At 69.4% G+C, this 17,615-nt stretch carries 14 protein-coding genes and 2 pseudogenes; 6 read left to right on the top strand and 10 right to left on the bottom strand.

The genetic code is table 11. From position 1 onward, the window contains the following. Positions 1-68 precede the first annotated feature (68 nt). From ABZ449_RS22730 to paaK, 3 genes are all read right to left on the bottom strand, one after another. Complete coding sequence (locus tag ABZ449_RS22730; RefSeq protein WP_360348696.1) at positions 69-548, bottom strand: GNAT family N-acetyltransferase; 480 nt, start codon at positions 546-548, stop codon at positions 69-71. Between the two features lie 16 nt (positions 549-564). Further along, entirely contained in the window at positions 565-1,236 is a 672-nt protein-coding gene (locus ABZ449_RS22725) for a 50S ribosomal protein L11 methyltransferase (RefSeq protein ID WP_360348681.1), read from the bottom strand. A gap of 94 nt (positions 1,237-1,330) precedes the next feature. Further along, positions 1,331-2,665, bottom strand: a complete 1,335-nt coding sequence (gene paaK / locus ABZ449_RS22720) for a phenylacetate--CoA ligase PaaK (RefSeq protein ID WP_360348678.1) — start codon at positions 2,663-2,665, stop codon at positions 1,331-1,333. Positions 2,666-2,941: 276 nt separating this feature from the next. On the opposite strand from paaK, the gene ABZ449_RS22715 reads away from it, so the two are divergent. From ABZ449_RS22715 to ABZ449_RS22705, 3 genes are all read left to right on the top strand, one after another. Then, the gene (locus ABZ449_RS22715; RefSeq protein WP_360348675.1) at positions 2,942-4,633 is read left to right on the top strand and encodes a hypothetical protein; all 1,692 of its coding nucleotides are present in this window, start codon (positions 2,942-2,944) and stop codon (positions 4,631-4,633) included. Between the two features lie 11 nt (positions 4,634-4,644). Next, on the top strand, positions 4,645-5,022 hold the full coding sequence (locus tag ABZ449_RS22710; protein ID WP_360348672.1) for a hypothetical protein: 378 nt from the start codon (positions 4,645-4,647) through the stop codon (positions 5,020-5,022). 246 nt (positions 5,023-5,268) lie between these two features. After that, on the top strand, positions 5,269-6,432 hold the full coding sequence (locus tag ABZ449_RS22705; protein ID WP_360348669.1) for an ROK family protein: 1,164 nt from the start codon (positions 5,269-5,271) through the stop codon (positions 6,430-6,432). Positions 6,433-6,523: 91 nt separating this feature from the next. Here ABZ449_RS22705 and ABZ449_RS22700 read toward each other — a convergent pair whose 3' ends face one another. Continuing rightward, the gene (locus ABZ449_RS22700) at positions 6,524-6,775 is read right to left on the bottom strand and encodes a hypothetical protein (protein ID WP_360348666.1); all 252 of its coding nucleotides are present in this window, start codon (positions 6,773-6,775) and stop codon (positions 6,524-6,526) included. A 178-nt stretch (positions 6,776-6,953) separates the two neighbouring features. Beyond that, the gene (locus ABZ449_RS22695; RefSeq protein ID WP_360348663.1) at positions 6,954-7,736 is read right to left on the bottom strand and encodes a GntR family transcriptional regulator; all 783 of its coding nucleotides are present in this window, start codon (positions 7,734-7,736) and stop codon (positions 6,954-6,956) included. A 321-nt stretch (positions 7,737-8,057) separates the two neighbouring features. On the opposite strand from ABZ449_RS22695, the gene ABZ449_RS22690 reads away from it, so the two are divergent. Beyond that, complete coding sequence (locus ABZ449_RS22690) at positions 8,058-8,861, top strand: exodeoxyribonuclease III (protein ID WP_360348661.1); 804 nt, start codon at positions 8,058-8,060, stop codon at positions 8,859-8,861. Between the two features lie 516 nt (positions 8,862-9,377). Here the strand turns inward: ABZ449_RS22690 and ABZ449_RS22685 are convergent. The 3 genes and pseudogenes from ABZ449_RS22685 to ABZ449_RS22675 all read right to left on the bottom strand — a co-directional run. Beyond that, positions 9,378-9,569: pseudogene (locus ABZ449_RS22685) on the bottom strand (transposase); the annotation flags it as partial. A 135-nt stretch (positions 9,570-9,704) separates the two neighbouring features. After that, positions 9,705-11,072, bottom strand: coding sequence for a hypothetical protein (locus tag ABZ449_RS22680; protein ID WP_360348658.1), 1,368 nt, complete (start codon positions 11,070-11,072; stop codon positions 9,705-9,707). After that, the gene (locus ABZ449_RS22675; RefSeq protein ID WP_360348656.1) at positions 11,069-14,488 is read right to left on the bottom strand and encodes an AAA domain-containing protein; all 3,420 of its coding nucleotides are present in this window, start codon (positions 14,486-14,488) and stop codon (positions 11,069-11,071) included. The genes ABZ449_RS22680 and ABZ449_RS22675 overlap by 4 nt, the downstream gene beginning before the upstream one ends. 86 nt (positions 14,489-14,574) lie before the next feature. Here ABZ449_RS22675 and ABZ449_RS22670 point away from each other — a divergent pair. Continuing rightward, positions 14,575-15,024, top strand: a pseudogene (locus ABZ449_RS22670) (transposase family protein); the annotation flags it as partial. Here the strand turns inward: ABZ449_RS22670 and ABZ449_RS22665 are convergent. After that, a complete protein-coding gene (locus ABZ449_RS22665) occupies positions 15,021-15,239 on the bottom strand; it encodes a transposase (protein WP_360348653.1) in 219 nt (72 codons plus the stop codon). The pseudogene ABZ449_RS22670 and the gene ABZ449_RS22665 sit on opposite strands and share 4 nt — an antisense overlap. Positions 15,240-15,467: 228 nt before the next feature. Here ABZ449_RS22665 and ABZ449_RS22660 point away from each other — a divergent pair, with 228 nt between their 5' ends. Beyond that, a complete protein-coding gene (locus ABZ449_RS22660; protein WP_360348650.1) occupies positions 15,468-16,124 on the top strand; it encodes a hypothetical protein in 657 nt (218 codons plus the stop codon). On the opposite strand, the gene ABZ449_RS22655 is transcribed toward ABZ449_RS22660, so the two are convergent. After that, positions 16,057-17,559 carry a hypothetical protein gene (locus ABZ449_RS22655; protein ID WP_360348647.1) on the bottom strand — a complete coding sequence of 501 codons (1,503 nt, stop codon included), beginning with the start codon at positions 17,557-17,559 and terminating at the stop codon, positions 16,057-16,059. The genes ABZ449_RS22660 and ABZ449_RS22655 overlap by 68 nt on opposite strands. Between the last annotated feature and the right edge of the window lie 56 nt (positions 17,560-17,615).

The raw sequence follows: 17,615 nt of genomic DNA, 5'->3' as shown, positions 1-17,615 counted from the left end.
GGCCCCGGCCCCCCTGTTGTTGGTTTTTTCGCGGCCGGGGGGCCCCGCCCCCGCCCCCCTGCCGACGGTCAGTCCGCCAGCGGCTTGACCCAGCGGCTCCACTGCGGCTGGGCCTCGTACCCTGCCGCCTGCCAGGTGCGGTGGCCGAGGGCGTTGTCGTCCAGCACCATGGCGTCGGCGCGCCGCCCGCCGAGCGCGGCGAAGCGCCGCTCGGCGGCGGCCAGCAGTGCGGTGCCGATGCCCCGGCGGCGGTGCGCGGGGTCGACGGCGAGGCGGTAGAGGTGGCAGCGCCAACCGTCCCAGCCGGCGATCACCGTGCCGAGGACGGTCGCCGGGTCCCCGGCCGGGGTGGCGACGATCAGGCAGTCCGGGTCCCGGGCGAGCAGCGCGGCCACCCCCGCCTCGTCGTCGGTGATGCTGGTGCCCTTGGCGGCCCGGGCCCACAGGGCGAGCAGGGCGGGGATCTCGTCGGGGACGGCGGCGCGCAGCGCGATCTGGTCGGTCATGCCGGTCTGTCTAGCAGCCCGTTCCGCCCGGCCACCCGGAATTCCACGCCCTGGACGGTCAGCCGAGGCGCCAGACCGTGGTGGTCTTGACCGCGGTGTCCTCCAGGTCCGCGACCACCGGCACCTGGTACGCCGCCACCGCCGTGAACCGCTCCCGGGGCAGGTAGGCGCGGCCCGGGTCGCCGACGATCACCGTGGCCCCGCGCGCGGCGGCCCGCTCGAGGAAGGGCAGGAAGCGGGCGGCCATGGCCCGTTCGTAGAAGACGTCGCCCGCGAGCACCACCTCGGCGGGCCCGCCGTCGCCGTCCACCAGGTCCACCAGGGCGCCGTCCACCCGCACCCCGTTGGCCCCGGCGTTCAGCCCGATCGCGGCCACCGCGTAGGCGTCGATCTCGGCGGCGCGCACCTCCGTCGCCCCGCGCAGCGCGGCGGCCACCCCGACCAGCCCGGAGCCGGCCGCGACGTCCAACACCCGGCGGCCGGCGACCAGTTCGGGGTGGTCCAGCACGTAGCGGGCGACCGCCACCCCGCCCGCCCAGGCGAAGGCCCAGAACGGCGGCGGCAGCCCGTCCGCACCGCGCGCCCGCTCGGTGGTCTCCCACAGGGCGATGGCGTCCTCGGCCATGTGCAGGCTGATCTCGGGCACGAAGGGGACGGGCTTCAGCTCGGTCTCCCGCCGGATGAAGGCGAGGTCCTCGGCGGGCTGAAGAGTGCGCAGCTCACTCGGCATGCCCGCAGCATAGAGCCCGCGAGGAGGTGCTCCCGCACCAACGCCCGCCTCCACCGGCCGGGTTCACCCCGGCCCGGTTCACTCCCGCCCGGGTTCACCCGCGCTCGTCCACCACCCGCTTGATCTTGCCGACCGAGCGCTCCAGCGTGTACGGGTCCACCACCTCGGCCGCGACGGTGATCCCGACCCCGTCCTTCACCGCCCGGACGATCTCCGTCCGCGCCGACTCCCGCTGCTCGGTGGAGGCGTCCGGCCGGGCCTCCACCCGGACGGTCATGTGGTCCAGCCGCCCCTGCCGGCCGAGCCGCAGCTGGAAGTGCGGCGCGACGCCCGGGGTGCGCAGCAGGATCTCCTCGATCTGGGTCGGGAAGACGTTCACCCCGCGCAGGATGATCATGTCGTCGCTGCGCCCGGTGACCTTCTCCATCCGCCGGAAGGCCGGCCGCGCGGTGCCGGGCAGCAGCCGGCTGAGGTCGCGGGTGCGGTAGCGGATGATCGGCAGGGCCTCCTTGGTGAGCGAGGTGAAGACCAGCTCGCCGCCCTCCCCCTCGGGCAGCACCTCGTCGGTGAACGGGTCGACGACCTCCGGGTAGAAGTGGTCCTCCCAGATGTGCAGCCCGTCCTTGGTGTCCACGCACTCCTGGGCGATGCCGGGGCCGACCACCTCGGAGAGGCCGTAGATGTCGACGGCGTGCAGGTCGAGCCGTTCCTCGATCTCGCGCCGCATCTCCTCCGTCCAGGGCTCGGCTCCGAAGATGCCGATCCGCAGCGAGGTGCCGCGCGGGTCGACGCCCTGCTTCTCGAACTCGTCCAGCAGGGTCAGCAGGTAGGACGGGGTGACCATGATGATCTCGGGCTCGAAGTCCAGGATCAGCCGCACCTGGCGGGCCGTCATGCCGCCGGAGGCCGGGATGACGGTGCAGCCGGCCCGCTCGGCGCCGTAGTGGGCGCCGAGGCCTCCGGTGAACAGCCCGTAGCCGTAGGCGATGTGCACCTTGTGGCCGGGCCGGCCGCCGGCCGCGCGGATCGAGCGGGCGACCACGTCGGCCCACATGGAGAGGTCGTCGTCGGTGTAGCCGACCACGGTCGGCAGTCCGGTGGTGCCGCTGGAGGCGTGGATCCGGCGGACCCGCTCCATCGGGACGGCGAACATCCCGAAGGGGTAGCCCTCACGCAGGTCGGCCTTGGTGGTGAACGGGAAGCGGGCGAGGTCGTCCAGGGTGCGACAGTCCTCGGGGCGGATCCCGGCGGCGTCGAACTTGCGGCGGTACAGCTCGACGTTGTCGTACGCGTGCCGCAGGGTGGCCCGCAGCCGGGTGAGCTGGTGGGCGCGCAGCTCGTCCTGCCCCATCCGCTCACCGGCGTCCAGGAGCTCCGGCGGGAGCGGCTCCCCGAGGTGTCGGTGCGGGACGGGTGCGGTGCCGGTCATCGTCGCTCCTTCGCTGCGCTGCCGATCCAGAATGGCCGACCGATCGTTCGGTCAGGCCTCCTCGGCTCCATTGATCCAGTACCCGAACCACCTGTCAAGGGATCGCACAAGGCCTCCGGAATGTGAAGTTCCGACCGCTTCGGGGTGACTTCGCCTCGACAGCTTGGCTGTCCGATATGAAAATCATTACAGAAGTTTGACTTGCGACCGGTCTTCCGCGCCCCGCCACCGTGGTTCAGTAGTGCGGTTTCCGCCCCGCACCCCGGAGTGATCACCGTGCCCACGACTCCCGCCCTGGTCAGCGCGCTGCGCGAACTCGGCGACCGACCCGCCGTCGTCGCCGACGGGCGCGCGATCAGCGGCATCGGCCTCCTGCTCGGCGTCTCCCCGCCGGGCGGGCTGCCCCGCACCCTCGCCCGGCGCGTCGCCGAGCACGCCGCGCTGCCGCCCTCCGCCGCCCGGGCCGCCGAACAGCGGCTGCGCCACTGGGCCGGCGTCCTCGGCACGCCCCCGATCCGGCACACCCTCCTCCACCCGGTCACCGACCTCGCCGTCGACCTCGCCCTCGCCACCCTGCTGGCCGGCGGCACCGTCCACTGCGGCGACCCGGAACAGCGGCCCGAGCAGCAGCTCGAAGCCGTCGCCGCCGCCCGGGCCACCCACCTCAGCCTGCCCTCCGCCCTGCTCTGGCCGCTCAGCCGGCAGCCCGGCCTCACCGCCCACGACCTCGGCGCGCTGCGCCTGGTCCTGCACGTCGGCCCCGAACCCCGGCAGGAGGACGTCTACGCCGCCGTCGACGCGCTCGGCGCCGTCCTCGCCCACGTCCGCGCCCCGGACAGCAACGCCGAGGCCGCCGACCGCCGACTGCGCGCCGACTCCGAGAGCGCCACGGCCGCCGCCTGGAAGCACAGCATCGGCATCACCGCCGCACACGTCCGCGACTTCGGCGCCCAGCTCGACCGGGCCGTACTCGCCGCACTGCTGCACACCCTCCAGCAGAGCGGCGTGCTCACCGACCCCGCGCGCGGCCACCCCGAGGCCGAGGTCCTCGCCACCGCCATGGTCACGCCCGCCCAGCGCCCCAGGGTCGCCCGCTGGCTCGACGCCCTCGCCCGGTACGGCCTGATCACCCGCCAGGACGGCGGCACCCAGGGCCCGCTCTTCCACGGCGGGCCCGGGCCGTCCGCCGCCGCCGACGTCCGGGACACCTGGCGCCCGGCCGTCGAGACCTGGGCGGACGGGCTCGGCCCGGCCGCCGCCCTGAACCGGGTCCGGCGCGACGCCCTGCGCCTGCCCCGGGTGATCACCGGCCAGGAGGACCCCCGGCCGGCCGCCGCCCCGGTCCGCCTGGCCGCCGCCCGCGGCTACCTCGGCGCCGCCCTCGGCGCGCTGGTGCGCGGCTCCGCCGAAGCCCACCAGGGGCCCGGACCGCTGCGCGTGCTCGAACTCGACCCCGAGGGCGGCGAGCCCGCCATCGCCCGGGCGCTCGCCGGGCGGCCCCGGCAGACCGTCGAGCACCACTCCGCGCCCGACGGCGAGCGCTACGACGTCGTCATCGCCAGCGCGACCGCCGTCACCACCGCCACCGCCACCGCCACCGCCACCCCGATTGCGACCGCCAGCTCGACCTCGACCGCCACCACCACCTCGGCCTCGACCTCGACCTCGACCTCGACCTCGACCGGAGAACCGGAACAGCAGGTCCCCGCCCTGGTCCGGCTGCTCTCCCCCGGCGGTCGGCTGCTACTGCTCGCGCCCACCACCGAACAGCTCGACCTGCTGATCACCGGCGACGCCCACGGCCCCACCGCCCGCCCGGCGGAGCAGTGGCAGGCGGCACTGACCGCCGCGGGCTGCCCGACGGTGCTGACCCTGCCGGAGGACGGGCACCCGATGGCACTGCTCGGGCAGCGACTGTTCGCAGCCCGGGTGGACCAACGGGCGGCGCCCGGGGGTGAGGCTGGCTAGGCTCAAGGGCCATGACCGCTTCCACGCGTCCGGCCCGACCCGCCCGCGGGTCCATCGCCTCCCTCAGCTCCCTCGGATCACTGCTGTCGATCGACTCCATCGGGTCGATCGGATCCGTCCTGTCGATCGGCTCCATCGGTTCCATCCTGTCCATCGGATCGATCGGGTCCATCGGTTCCATCGGTTCCATCGGATCGATCGGCTCCATCGGCTCGATCGGGTCCGTCCTGTCCCTCGGCTCCATCGGCTCGATCAGGGCGGCCTGTTCCACCCTCAGCGCCCTGTCGGCCGACTCCCGGCGCAGCCTCGGCTCGCTGCTGTCGGAGCGTTCCCTCCGGTCGGTGCGGCTCCGGCGGCTCGCCCAGCGGCCCACCGTGGCCGAGCGGTGAAGTCCGGATCACGCACCGCCACCCGGTCCGTACCATTTCGATACCGAAGCCTGGATGAGCTGCGAGGATCCTCGCCGCCCGGCCCCGTCCCCGGGTAGGCTCCGTGTGTCCTCCGGCCCTCGCGCAGGCGGCCCCCTGCCGCCGTGCCGCGTTCTTCGGGGGCGCACCCCCGCGGGCCATTCGGTGGGCACCGCGCACTCGACACCGCGCGCCAGGGCAGTCGCGCGAACGGCGAAGGGCATCGCATTGGCGGATCGGCTCACCGGAGGAGACTCCTCGCTGCTGCGGCGGATCAACGCGGCGGTCACGCTCCGGGCGCTGCGCAACGGCCACTCCGTGACCCTCACTCAGCTCGTCGGCGAGACCGGGCTCTCCCGCCCGACGGTCGAGGGCGTGATCGAGGGCCTGGTCGAGACCGGACTGGTCTCCGAGGTCGAGCAGCCGCGGGAGGACGGCCAGCCGGGCCCCGGCCGCCGCGGCCGCCCGGCCCGCTGGTTCCGCTTCCGAGCCGAGGCCGGGCACATCCTCGGCATCGAGATCGGCGTGCACGACATCCGGGTCATCCTGGCCGACCTCACCGGCGAGGTGGTGGGCAGTCACTTCAAGCCGGTGGACGAGACCCTCGACGCCGAGGACCGGCTCGCCGCCGTCCGCACCGCCGTGGCCGAGGTGCTGCGCAAGGCCGGCATCTCCCGGGACAACCTGTGGTCGGTCGGCGTCGGCACCCCCGGCATCGTGGACCGCGAGGGCACCGTCCAACTGGGCACCGCGATGCCCGGCTGGACCGGGCTGGACCTCGGCGCCCGGCTGCGGCGCTCGTTCCGCTGCCCGGTCCTGATCGAGAACGACGCCAACCTGGCCGCCATCGCCGAGCACTGGCAGGGCGCGGCGGTCGGCGCCGACGACGTCGTCTTCGTGATGGCCGGCCTCAGCCCCGGCGCCGGCTCCCTCATCGGTGGCAGGCTGCACCGCGGGTTCGGCGGCGCGGCCGGCGAGATCGGCGCCCTGCACCTGCTCGGCCAGGAGGTCACCCCCGAGCGCCTGCTGTCCACCACCGGAAAGCCCCTCAACCCGCTGGACGAGGCGGCCGTGGCCCGCGTGCTGCGGCTGGCCCGGGAGGGCGACGAGGTGGCCAAGGTCGCCATGGACCGCTTCCTCACCCGCCTCGTCCAGGGCGTCGCCGCGCTCGTCCTCGCCATCGACCCGCAGCTGGTGGTGATCGGTGGCTGGGCGGCCGGCCTCGACGGTGTCCTGGACCCGCTGCGCGAACGCCTGGCCCAGTTCACCCTGCGCGCCCCGGAGGTCGCCCTGGCAGCCCTCGGCTCGGAGGTGGTCGCCATGGGCGCCCTGCGCGTCGCCCTCGACCACGTCGAGGAGCAGCTCTTCGCGGTGGACCCGCCCCGGGCCTGACACCGGACCGGACGCGGGCCGGACGCGGGCGGGGCGGCTCGCGGGTGTCGCGACGTCACCCCCACAGGCGACGTCACCTCCGCAGCCGTCGCTACCCCCGCAGTCGTCGCTCCGCGATGTCGAGCGCCCAGCGGACGAAGTCGACCGGCAGCGCGTCGACGTCCGGAGGGACGCTCACCACCGCCTCCTCCCAGGGCCCGCCCTCGGGCACGACGACCGCGAGCACCGTTCCACGGGTGTCGAGGTGCCCGTCACGGAACTCCCACACCCAGGTGTCCCGCGGCTCGTACCCCTCCGACTCGATCACCTCCACCGGCCGGACGCGGAACCACTCCACCGTCACGGCGCCCGTCCCGGGATCCGGGACGGGTGAGCACTCCCGAAGGTCACCCACCGCTCCACCGCCAGGCTCACGTCCCGCTCCCCACCTCGCCGGAGCCTCCGATGCTACGCCGCCAACGGCAAAGGCCCGGACGCCAGTTGGCGTCCGGGCCTCGACCTGAGGGTGTTCGGAGAATGGTTCAGGAGGCGGTACGGACCTCGGCCGTCGCGCCGGCCGGGGCGACCGGGGTGACCTCGACGAGGCCGGCCTCGCCGAAGGTCAGCTTGCAGGTGTCCGCCCGGTAGGTGGAGACGGCCAGCGCCACCAGCCGGCCGGCCGCGGCGTACTGGGTGGTCATGACCAGGACCGGGGCGCCGGGCGGGCGCTCCAGCAGGGCAGCCTGCTCGGCCTCGGCGACGCCCAGCTCGACCGAGCGGGACTCGCCGTCCACCTCCAGGCGCTCCAGCTGGCGCAGCACCGAACGGGCGCGGTCGCTCTCGGCGCGGAAGCCCGGCAGGTGCGGCAGGGTGGCGGCGGGGACGTGCAGCGACTCGCTGGCCACCGCGCGGCCCTCCACCAGGCGGACCCGGCGCACGGTGTGCACGGTGGCGCCCTCGGCGATGCCCAGGCCCTTCGCCAGCTGCGCGGAGGCGGGTGCGGTGGTGCAGTCGATCGTCCGCCAGGACTGGCTGCGCGCGGCGCCGGGCCAGCCCTCGTCCTGCCGGCTGACCGGGACGCCGACCCGCGGGGCGGCGATCAGGGTGCCGATCCCCCGGCGACGCACCAGGCGGCCCTCCAGCTCCAGCTGGTCGAGCGCCTGCCGCAGCGTGGCCCGGGCGACGCCGAAGCGGGCCGAGAGCTCGCGCTCGTTGGGCAGCACCTGACCGGTGGAGAACTCCGAGTCGATGGCCCGCAGCAGCACCGTGCGCAGGTGCCAGTACTTCGGCTCCGGCACCGCAGAAAGCCGTCCTGTCGTTCCCACCGCGTCCTCCACCCTGATGCCGTCCGCCCTGCTGACAAGGAGGGCGGATCCCGAGCCCACTGCCCGCTGTTGCGGCAGGTGGGAGAGCGGGCCTTTATCCGTCCTTCTTTATTAAAGGTCCTTGCAGTAAGTGACCCTAGGCGCTCCGTCCGAAGATGGTCAAGACCAATGGCGCGGCTTGACGGGACCGCCGCACATCTTCATGCCGCGTTCACGACAGGTCCTGTCAGTCACTGTCACCATCCACGTCCTCCGGCGCCGGCCACCCGGCCCCGCGCGTCACGGTTCCGGCCGGGAACGTCCAGTCGGTAGGCTGCTCGGGTGATCGTGGTGACGAGTGTGAACGTGAACGGAATCCGGGCAGCGGCCAAGAAGGGCCTCGTCGAATGGCTGGCCGGCACCGAGGCCGACGTGGTCTGCCTGCAGGAGGTGCGCTCCGAGCCCGAGCAGCTGCCCGTCGAACTGCGCGACCTGGACGGCTGGCACGCGGTCTGGGCCCCCTCCGCCGCAAAGGGCCGGGCCGGCGTCGCGATCCTCTCCCGCCAGGAGCCGCAGCGTACGGCGATCGGCTTCGGCTCGGAGGAATTCGACAACTCGGGCAGGTACGTCGAAATCGACCTCCCCGGCCTGACCGTCGCCAGCCTCTACCTCCCCTCCGGTGAGGTCGGCACCGAGCGCCAGGACGAGAAGGAACGCTTCATGGCGGAATTCCTCGTCCACCTCACCGCCCTGCGCACCCGCGCCGCCACCGACGGCCGCGAGGTCGTCGTCTGCGGCGACTGGAACATCGCCCACCGCCCCGAGGACCTCAAGAACTGGAAGGGCAACCAGAAGGCCGCCGGCTTCCTCCCCGAGGAGCGCGCCTGGCTCTCCCGCGTCTACGACGAGGCCGGCTACGTCGACGTTCTCCGCGCCCTCCACCCCGACCGCACCGGCCCCTACACCTGGTGGTCCTACCGCGGCCGCGCCTTCGACAACGACTCCGGCTGGAGGATTGACCTAATTATCGCTACTGGAATCCTCGCTAAGAAGTGCGTCGAGGCCTACGTCGAACGCGCCGCCACCCACGCCGAGCGATGGTCCGACCACGCACCGGTCACCGCGGTGTTCGATCTGAACAACTAGGCGGCAGAAACTGGTAGTTTGACAGAATCAAGAGGTGGCCCGACGCGGGGCACTCCACACGTCAGGGCCGCCCCTCGGTAGCAAATACGCCAGCGGCGAAGGAAGCCGCACGGCACTCCCGGAGTGGACTCCTCAACAAATCGATTCACATGACCCGGCTTCCACAGAACGAAACGTCCCTCCGTCCTGGAACAGCTCCCCCGATGATCTAAGGTTACATCCATCCCTCAGGGCCCACATCCCCTTTGATCCCCAGCTGTCGAACTGGCGTCCGGCTGATACTCAACAGTCCGAATTCAGCAGGTCAGGGCTCACCTCGTCCATCACGCATGACGCCTGATGACATCTCATGACTCCCAGTCCGTGAGAGGTGCGTGAGAGGCAGCGCGCGAGAGGGAGTTCGAGAGTGATTTGCCTCACACCTTCACGATAGTGCCGATCAGCTCCCGGCGGAGCGCCTCATACCGTTCCCCCTCGGCGCTGGCAGAGAACGCCCGGCCAAACGATCCGCTCCATTCACGCCTTCATTGAACTACAGCTGCCGTGGCTGACCTCGACGCCGAAGATCTGGGCAAGGTGGGAGCGGACGTCGCGCACCAACATGCCGCGCGCGTAGAGCGCCAGGATCCGCTCGTTGAAGCCGGCCAGGCGCTGTGCGTTCATCGGGATCAGTCGCGGGTCGAAGTCACCGTTACTGTCCCAGGGCACTGTCCGCCCAGGTCAGACCCCAGATTCGATCCTACAGGCTGCTGAATTGCGCGGAACGCGGGACGGACTTCCAGGATCATGCAGTTCTCTACGCCCGTGACTTGTCTGGAAGCCCGTGCCTGCCGACGCCGGGAGCTACGGCTTGGCGTCAGTCTCCAGCACTTCGATGTACTGCTTGTATGCCTTGTCGACTTCACTCGGGATCTGCACAAGCGTGCCTTCCTCCATGCGGAATGTCCGATTCGGGTCGCCCTTGAAGGAGAGCCAGTTGAAGCTGGTATTAATCCAGATCCCGTCGTAGATCAGGATCTTGGCGTGAGTGTTCTTCAGTCGCACGAAGTGGAACTTGTTTTCGTGACGCTGGGCAAGATTGCGCAGCTTGCGGAGCGCCCACTCGTCGCTGTCTCGGTCGTCTGGACCGATGCCATGACCGATGTGAATCTCGACGCCCGTACGCAGCCGACGCTCAAGCCTCTCTACGAAGTTAGTAGTTACGACGCCGCCCCTAACCCACGGGGAGATGATGAGGATTCGCTTCCGGGCCGAGTCGAGCGCGGCGTTCAGGTGATCGGGGTGCTCCAGCATGCTGACGCTCCGGACGGGGATCTCCGTCACCTTCTGCGGCGCTTCGGTCGCTGGCGTGCCTCCGTCAGGCATCTTCGCGGCGCCTTGAACAAGTGCCTCGATCTGCTCGGCCGGGACACGGACCTCCTCGAGCTCCAGGCTGAGAGTCGGGCGGGGCTCCGGCTGACCGACCTGGAACCCCAGCTTCTTGGCAGCACCAATGGCAGCGAGTTCGAGCCCGTGCGCCGGTTGGAGCTCGCCGTCGATGCATAGCTCCAGTTCGACCTCGCCCTGCTCTGGGTTGCCGTAGACGAGAAGTTGTGCCGGCAAGTAGAGGTGCTGGGTCTGGGATGCGATCTTGCGGATGCGGAGAATCTCGATGAGCCGCTCACGGTCTTCGCGGTCGCGGATCAGTTCGTTGAACTGTTCGACCGTAAGGTCCGTCAGTGCGACACTGGCTTGCTTCTTACGCGGGAGTAGGAGGTACCCATGTTCCTCCGCCGCCTTCTTATTGATCAGGCCGATCTGGGCGTAGTTCTTGATGCTCCAGACGATGCGGTCGAACGGGACAGGCAACTGCTTCAAGACCGGCTGGATAGCGGCGAGGGTCCGAGCAACCTCGATCCCCTGCGCAGTCAGGGCGAGATGTCCGCCACTCCGGCGGATGTTGCCTTCGCTGATCTGCTCGGCGGTGGCGTTGAGCACCTGCTCGTGCTCAAGCCCGAGCAACGCCGCCAGTTCATCGATCGTACGCACGCCCTCGTGCACGAACTGGATGATGAACTCGTCGAGCAGCGGCAGCTGCTTGCGCTCCTGAGCAAGCACGTCCACGCGGAGAACCGTGACGGGTACCGCGGCCTCGACCAGCCCGAGCAGCTCCAGTCCAGGCCTCTTGTTTCCGAACCGCCGCCGGATCTGTTCTGATGCGGTGAGACTCATCGGTCGGCCATCCTGATCTCGCAGTCATCGGGGTGCGTTTCGATGTGGGACAGCACGTTCCGAAGGGCACCAGGCGTACCCTTGATGAACCCGGCGTCGCCGACGATGGTCAAGCCGTACTTAGCGCGGGACAGCGCGACATTGATACGGCGCCAGTAGTCCGCGCCAAGGAAGCCAAGCTGCCCAGTACTGTTGCTCCGGGTGACCGAGAGCATGGCGATGTCGGACTCGCGGCCCTGAACCGCGTCAACCGACATCACGGTCATGGCGAGATAGGGCAGTCGCTTGCGCATCGCGGCGAGCTGCACATTAATCTCCGTCACCTGGCTGGCATAGGGCGCGATCACCAGCACGTCCAAGGGGGTGCCGGGACTCGGAGGTTGGATCAGGTTGTGTTCGATGGCCTTGTTCAGCACCTTCAGGCGATCGATGAGCACGCGCACTTCAGCACGGTTGGCGTAGCTGGTCGCAGTGCCCTGCGGCGCTGACTCACGACGCTGTTGACCGAGAGATGACGTGTCGATCCACAGGACGGGCTTGCCGTACGCCCGGTCGTAGCCCAACAGACCGGTCTGTCGGTGCGAGACCAGCTTTCCGCCGTAGAAGCAGGAACTAATCAGATCGCCGATGGGGCGAACCATGCGGTACTGCTGGTTCAGCAGGATCTGGGAGTGCTTCGGCAGGTGGGTGGCGAGCCGCTGGAAGAGCGTCTCTTGGATGTCCGTCTTGGTGAGCTGGTGCTCATCGAGGAGTTCCTTACTACGGAGCAGCTCTTCATCGGTCGGCGGCAACTGGTTGGTGTCGCCGACAAAGATCCAGCGGTTGGCCCGAGACACTGGCACCAGCGCCTCAGTCAATGTTGCCCGCGACGCCTCGTCAACAATGCAGAGGTCAATGTCTAGATGGCGCACAGCAGGGTGCCGAAGAAAGCCCGTACAGGTACCGGCGATGACACTGACTTGATCCAGGAACGTCGCTGCGAGGCGTTGGTCGGATGCGATCCGCTGGAGCCACTCTCCTTGAAGCCGGAGATGCGTCAGCAGCGCGCGCGACTCAGTGCCTTCGCCGACGAGAACATCGACCGCGTTGAGTGCGTCCTCCGGAGACATGCTGAGTGACAATGTCAGATCGCCGGCGAGAGTTGCTTGGGCTTCCTCGAAGAGTTCATCGCGGAGGTCCATCAGGCCATCGACGCGTTCCTGTACGGAGGCGGTTGAGTCCGATGACCCCAGTGCGGTCGTGAGCTCTGTCTGCTCGGGAAGCGCCTCCTCGTCCTTAACCCTCGATTGCAGTGCTCCAATCTCTCGGAGGGTCGTAGCTAGCTGCTGCAGCGCGAGAGCTGCCCGCAGGTGCGATCCCGAAATACCGGCCGCCTCCGCCTGCGCGCTGAGGTGCGACTCCGCCTTGCGGCGGACAGACTGCGCCCACTTCCTCATTTGGGCGTCCAGCAGAAGGTGGCGCACCGGCTCGCTGACGCGGCTTTGATCTGCACTGGCTAGACGGACCAGGCTGGCGAAACCGCCCTGATCGAGCTTCTCGAGGGCGTTATCGACCGCAACGTTCGTTTGGGAAGCAATGAGAACGCGAGCATCAGGCTTGGCCAGCAGGCACTGCTCCACCAGCTCAGCGATGAAGCTAGTCTTCCCGGTACCTGGCGGACCTTGCACCAGGTACACATCCTTGGCACCGAGCGCGGCCCTGACTGCTTCTTGCTTGCGCTGATCGAGATCGCGACTCCAGTCGGTCACTTCCACCGGCATCGGGGCCGATGCGGTCTCTGGCTGCAGCAACAACTCCCGCAGCTCCGGCCGCGCCGCCGAACCGTTCTTGACTGACATGACTGCTTCGCGCTGGCGTCCGATGGCTACTTCGTCCGGCCCGATGTGAGGGACGAGCAAACCGCGATCTGGGATGCTTTCCCACCGATTGCCAAGAATGACGAGGGTGTCTCCATCGTGTTCGACGACTTCGCCCCAACCGAAACGGCGGTCGGTGTACTGGTCCTTGACGCGCCACTCGGTGTTGATGAGGTCCTGCTCAACCGGCTCCGCGAGTGTGAAGGTCGCCTCGCGCCCCCGGACCTTGAAGCGCTGGTATGGAAGAGGCTTCTTCTCACCGCGCGCCAGCTCTTCGCGGGCGGCAAGGATCCGGAGCCAGGTGTCGAAGAGGTCGTCGCCGGCTCGATCGACCGTGCCAGCAGCGATCTGCTCGGCCTTCTCGGCGTAGAACTCGTCGAGGCCATGGATCAAGTCGGCCATCGCCTGTTTGGCAGCCTCGATGTTCGCTGGCCGATAGAACGTCCACGCGTAACTCTTCGGCAGTAGGAACCCTCGACGCCGATACCCCTCCAGCGCTTGCAGCTCCATCTGTCGCGCTGACACCATCACGGCGCCGTCTGCGTCAGGCTTGATGTTGAAGCGCCACGAGTCACCGATGATGAAGACGCTGTCGCGCTGTGGTTCTCCCGAGTCACGGTCGAGCAGGAACGTTGCGTGAACGTCTCCGGTAAGGTCGGCTTGAACGACGGTCTGAGCCTCCACGCGCTTCTCAGGTGCGCCGGCCAGTGCTGTTGCTGCGTTACCCGTGATGCGCAGCCAGATCGGCTTTGGCGATGCCGCCGCTGCGTTCGCGACATGGTGCTTCTGAGCGGCAGTGAGCGCCGCGAGCAGGTCGCTGGCGTTCTTCGGGCGGTCACTCGGAACACGTGCCACGCAGGCGGTCAGGATTCGCCGGACCTCCGGCGGAACGTCGATGTCCAAGACGGCCTCCTCGACGTCATGCCACGTCTTGAGGCGTGAGGAGCTCATGCACTGAATCAGAAGGACGCCGAGAGAGTAGACGTCACGCACGTAGCGGATGTCGGCGTTGATCTCGGGTGGTGCATAAGGCCGCGAGTGCCAGTCGGCGACCGTGTTGACGGTCTCTTCGTCATCGCCGCGCATCTTGGAGATGCCGAAGTCCGCCAACATCGCGACCCCACTGGACGTGATCAGGATGTTCGCTGGCTTCAGATCGCGATGCTCAATCTGCTTGAGGTGGGTATACGCCATCGCGTCGACAATGGGGAGAGCGATCTCTTTCGCGAGGCGATCCCACGACTGCCACGGACCGGCATCTGCGAGCAGGTCGTCGAGGTTGCGCTCGACCCAGTCCAGCACGATGTAGTAGCTGCCAGCCTCGTCGATGCCGGAGTCGCGGTAGGGAACGATGTTGGGGTGTGACAGGTCCTTGAGCGTGCGCCACTCGCGCTCAAAGACCCGTCGGCTCAGTTCGTCGGCCTGGCTATTGACAAACTTCACGGCCACAAAGGAGCCGTCTCGCCTGTCGATCCCCTTGCGAACGACGCCGAAGCTTCCGGCACGGGATCCGACCTCAAGCAGGGTGAAGTACTCCCCGACGTGCTCTGATGCTGACACGTTCGCCCCTCCCGGAAGACGACCACGCCCATCGTTCGGGCTGCAGGTCAGATCCTGTCACTCCGCAGAGTTCCGGCACAACTGGCCTGGTCCGCCGTCGTGGTGGTGGCGTCCAGCGCGGTCGGCCGTAGCGGCTCTGTCTCAAGGACAGGGTGCTGCTGGTTGCCACCTGCTGGCGGACCAACCTGACGTTACGGCAGGTTGGTCCACTCTTCGTGATCTTGAAATCCGCCGCGACCGCCTGCTGGACCACCTAGCACCGCTGCTGGCCATCTCGCCGACACGGCGGCCACGGCAGGACACCGTACTGATCGTGGACGGCGCCCTCGCGCCGACCCGGGACCGGACGATCGCGGCCTGCAGCATGAACTACCCAGTTCTCTACCAACCAGCAGGTAGTGATCGACACCAACAGTCGGCTCGCGGTCGCCGCCGGCCTACTCATGCCTGACAACCGCAACAACTGCCGGGCCTTCACCGCGGCGGGCGTCGACCGCGCCTGCCGAGACGCGCCGTCCTTGGCTGCCGGGGGCTACCCGGCCAGCTCGCGCAGGCGCTTACGCAGCCGACCGTAGAGCTCCTTGATGAGGTCGTTGTCGCGCCAGCGGCGGAAGAACCGGTAGACGGCCCGCCACTTGGGGAAGTCGGCGGGCAGGCTCGCCCGGCACACGCCCTCCGCGACCAGGTGGCGCACCGCGTCCAACATTTGCCGGTGGCAGAAGCCCTCCGGACGGCCGCCCTGCCCATTCATCCAGGCCGGGACCGGAAGCAGCGGCCGCACGACCACCCACTCCGCATCGGACAGGTCGGAGCCGTAGCGGCGGGTCCGGTCGGGTTGGTCGGCGGAAGTGGCGGCCGCCGAGGGCGGTCCGCAAGCCCGCACGAGCGTGCACCACAATACCAACAGCCAGGTCGTGATCGCCTCTGGCGCCATCAACGCCGGCGGCGGCATCCACTACCGGCCCCCGGAGTCGGGCCGGTGAACAACCACACACCCACCGACGGCGCGGCGCAGGGACCGGCGACCGTGCTCCGGCCCGTCGAGGCGGCCGGCTTGCGAGTGTCGGTTCGCGGCAACACCGGCTCCCAGATCATCGTGGCGGGGGGCTCGGTCACCATGACGGCCAAGCCACTCCTGCCCGCGTCCGACGTCCCGGCTGCCGATCTCGACGCTGTGCGTCTAGCGTGGGTCGACGGTGTACTGACGGGTTCCGGCCAGCCCGTTGTGGCCGAGCTCGTTGCCCGGCTCACCGGCGAAGGGCCCGCGCTCGCGGTCATCGACGGCGCAGCCGGTCTGGGGAAGCGCTCCGTCGGTCTGCGTGCCCTGTGGGAGGTGGCCCAGAAGGCCCGCGTCGACGGCGAAGAACCGCTGGCCATACAGGAGGTCAGCCCTGACTGGGAAGACCCGGACTCCCCGGACGCCACCCTTCTGCCAGCCCAGCCCGGTACCGTCTACTTGCTGGACGTCACCGCCGAGATGAGCGGATGGAGGAACCGCCAGACAGTGGCCGGGCAGTTACTCGCCCATGCGCAGGCGTTGCGCGACGTGGGGTCATTCCTGGTCGTCGTCACCGCTGAGAAGCCGTTGTCGTACCGATCATGGTGGACATCGGTTCGAGTATGGCCACACGGCTGAGTGATCTTTCCTCAGGGCGTGCATGAAGATAGGGCCTCAACGGCAGGACCTCGGCGCCGCCGCTCGTCGAGAAGACGATGAACAGCTGATCGGCGTCGGGCGTGAAGGCGCGAAGGGCACGCAGGTGCTCCACGGTGACCGGCCGCCGTTCGAGGATCGGGGTGTCGTCGAACACGCCGGGCTGAATGTGGCTCGTGGGATCGTGAGCGTCGCCGTTCGCAGGCGCGGTGTCGTCGTCGAGGGTTTCGCAGGCGAGCGGCCAGGAGTTGGTGAGGAGTCGGTCCGCGACGAGTGTTGGGACGCGGAGGGTGAGGGTGCGGCGGCCCCAGTCGGCGTCGGTGAGGTGGGTAACCAGGACGCCGAGCGTCCAGGAGTCGATGTCGTGGAGGAAGCCGTGCTCGGGCTGGTGCGGGGTCCTCTCCTTGATCTCCCGCAGCGTCACCTTCACCCGTTGCGTGGACGCGGGATCGGCGGCGGCGACGACGGTGCGAGCGTGCTCCGCCCAGGAGGCGACGAGCTGTTCGGCGGCCGAGCGGGTCTGGTCGTACCCCTTGCGGTTGCTCCGGATTCCGTGCATGAGGTTCGCCACGACATAGGACGGCCGGGTGGAGCCGTTCCGGTTACCCGCGGCTTCGTGCTGCCAGTCGCGCCAGAGCTCCGCGAGGCCCTTGGCGATCTCGCTGCTCTTGCCGAGCGCTCCGAACGCGGGATCGCTCACCGGGAGGTCGGGTTCGCTCATGCCGGCCGCGGCCGCGCCGGCGAGGAGTCCTGCCGGGTCGACGAACGTTGCCGCGTGGGTGCGCAGTTCCTCCAGGTGCTGCTTCTTGGCGATCAGCTTCGGCTTCGCCCAGTCCTCGAGCCAGGGGAACACCGCCGCGATGCTTTCGGCCCGGTGCAAGCTCTGGGCCGCTGCACGCCACCGGTCGAGCACACGGTCCCGCAGCCTCGCGGCGTCGTGACGGACGTCCTCGTCACGGGCTTCGCCGTCCTCGTCGCAGTCCTCGTTCTCGTACGAGGTCACCGAGTGAAGAAAGCCGGCTGCGGCCTCGACCTCCCCGCTGTCCCAGTCGACGTCCTCGTCGGGCCCGTCGTAGCACTGCAGTTGGAACAGCAGCCCACTCCCGCCGAGCGCCCGCAGAAAGACACCCAGCCCGCTCCCCGACCTCGTCCACGGCCCCCAGGGCCAGCACTGGGCGCACAGCCGTCCGACCGTCGCGGCGTCCAGCAGGACCCTGGCTTCCGTGACCGCTGCCGTCCGGAGCTGGGAGCAGTCCGTCGTGCTGTGCAGCTTGGCATTCCTGCCCTTGGCCGAGTGAACGGTGACCGGTGTCCCCTCGAACGGGCCGAGCGGGACGTCGGCGGCCAGCGGGTTGTCGTACACGAAGCCCCCTATCGATGGCGGTCTCGAAAGCCTAGTTCCCGGTGCCGACAACATCAGCCGGTTCTCGGGATGAGGGACGCGACGACACCGCTACTGGTACGGGCCACCCG

This window comes from Kitasatospora sp. NPDC005856 (genome assembly GCF_040629945.1).
Classification (GTDB): domain Bacteria; phylum Actinomycetota; class Actinomycetes; order Streptomycetales; family Streptomycetaceae; genus Kitasatospora.
The sequence above is the reverse complement of the archived record's forward strand: the minus strand, read 5'-3'. Positions and strand labels throughout refer to the sequence as shown.